The organism is Variovorax sp. P4_D9, assembly GCF_056401695.1.
The window spans coordinates 1-2,166 of sequence record NZ_JBFUIU010001173.1 but is presented as its reverse complement, the minus strand read 5'-3'; the positions used below and the strand labels follow the sequence as shown (position 1 = coordinate 2,166).

General features: G+C 69.1%; 1 protein-coding gene. It reads left to right on the top strand.

What is annotated here, in order from left to right; genetic code table 11:
* Positions 1 to 2,166, top strand: a 2,166-nt coding sequence (gene purL / locus AC1DY5_RS52540) for a phosphoribosylformylglycinamidine synthase (RefSeq protein WP_478122168.1), incomplete at both ends; no start/stop codon positions are given.

The following is a 2,166-nucleotide window of genomic DNA, read 5'->3' as shown; positions in this document are numbered from 1 at the left end:
ACCGAATACCACCTCGTGCTCAAGGCGCCGCTGCTGGGCAAGGCGCCGGTGCTGGAAGGCGACAAGCTGTCCGCGGTGGCCGACCTGCTGCACGACCGCATGACCGAATCGGTGCTAGCCCGAATCGACCAGGCGGCCGAGCTGTTCGCTGAACTGCCGCCGCAGCCGATGGCGCAGGTCGACGTGCTGGGCGGCGGGCGCACCGCACTGGTGGATGCCAACAAGCGCTTCGGCTTGGCGCTGGCCGAGGACGAGATCGACTACCTGGTCGAGGCCTTCACCCGGCTCGGGCGCAATCCGAGCGATGTCGAACTCATGATGTTCGCGCAGGCCAACAGCGAGCACTGCCGCCACAAGATCTTCAACGCCGACTTCGTGATCGACGGCGCGGCGCAGCCGCAGAGCCTGTTCTCGATGATCCGCAACACCGAGCGCCTGCATCCGCAGCACACGGTGGTGGCCTATGCCGACAACGCCTCGGTCATGGAAGGCACGCGGATCGAGCGTTTCGTGGCCGCTTCCGAATCGGGCAGCTACCGCAAGCAAGAGGCGCTGAGCCACGTGCTCATGAAGGTCGAGACCCACAACCATCCGACCGCGATATCCCCGTTCCCGGGCGCCTCCACCGGCGCCGGCGGCGAGATTCGCGACGAGGGCGCGACCGGCCGGGGCTCCAAGCCGAAGGCCGGCCTGACCGGCTTCACTGTGTCGAAGCTGTGGCCGGCCGACGGCAGCTATGGCAAGCCCGGGCATATCGCGAGCCCGCTGCAGATAATGACCGAGGGTCCGCTGGGCGGCGCCRCCTTCAACAACGAGTTCGGCCGGCCCAACCTGCTGGGCTACTTCCGCGAATACGAACAGGAGATCGAAAGCGACCAGGGCACGGTGCAGCGCGGCTACCACAAGCCGATCATGATCGCCGGCGGCCTCGGCAGCATCGATGCCGGGCAGACCCAGAAGATCCGCTTTCCGGCCGGCGCGCTGCTGATCCAACTCGGCGGGCCGGGCATGCGAATCGGCATGGGCGGCAGCGCCGCGAGCTCGATGGCGACCGGCGCCAACGCGGCCGAACTCGACTTCGACTCGGTCCAGMGCGGCAACCCGGAGATCGAGCGCCGGGCGCAGGAAGTCATCAACCATTGCTGGCAGCAGGGCGACGCCAATCCGATCCTCGCGATCCACGACGTCGGCGCCGGTGGCTTGAGCAACGCCTTCCCCGAACTGACCAACGACGCCGGCCGCGGTGCGCGCTTCGACCTGCGGGCGGTGCCGCTCGAGGAGTCGGGCATGGCGCCGAAGGAAATCTGGTGCAACGAGAGCCAAGAGCGCTATGTGCTGGCGATCGCGCCGGAGTCGCTCGCGCAGTTCCGGGCCTTCTGCGAGCGCGAGCGCTGCCCGTTCTCGGTCGTCGGCGTGGCGACCGAAGCGCGCCAGTTGCTGGTGGCCGATGAGGGCGCCGAGGCGCAGCCGGTCGACATGCCGATGGACGTGCTGCTCGGAAAGCCGCCCAAGATGCTGCGCGACGTCAAGACCGTGGCGCGCAGCTTCAAGCCGCTGGACCTCACGGGCGTCGACCTGCAGAAGGCCGCGATCGACGTGCTGTCGCACCCGACCGTGGCCTCGAAACGCTTCCTGATCACCATCGGCGACCGCAGCGTCGGGGCCTTGAGCCACCGCGACCAGATGGTCGGCCCGTGGCAGGTGCCGGTGGCCGATTGCGCCGTCACGCTGGCCGACTACCGCGGCTTCGCCGGCGAGGCGATGAGCATGGGCGAGCGCACGCCGCTGGCCGCGCTCGATGCCCCGGCCTCGGGCCGGATGGCGGTGGCCGAAGCCATCACCAACCTGCTGGCGGCGCCGATCGAACTCTCGCGGGTCAAGCTGTCGGCCAACTGGATGGCCGCCTGCGGCGAGCCCGGCGAGGACGCGGCGCTGTACGAGACCGTCAAGGCCGTCGGCCTCGCACTCTGTCCGGCGCTCGGCATCTCGATCCCGGTGGGCAAGGATTCGCTGTCGATGCGCACCCAGTGGCAGGACCACGGCGAGGCGAAGAAGGTGACGTCGCCCGTGAGCCTGATCATCACCGCCTTCGCCACGCTGGCCGACGTGCGCGGCACCCTGACGCCGCAGCTCGACGCCGAGGAGCCCGACAGCACGCTGGTGCTG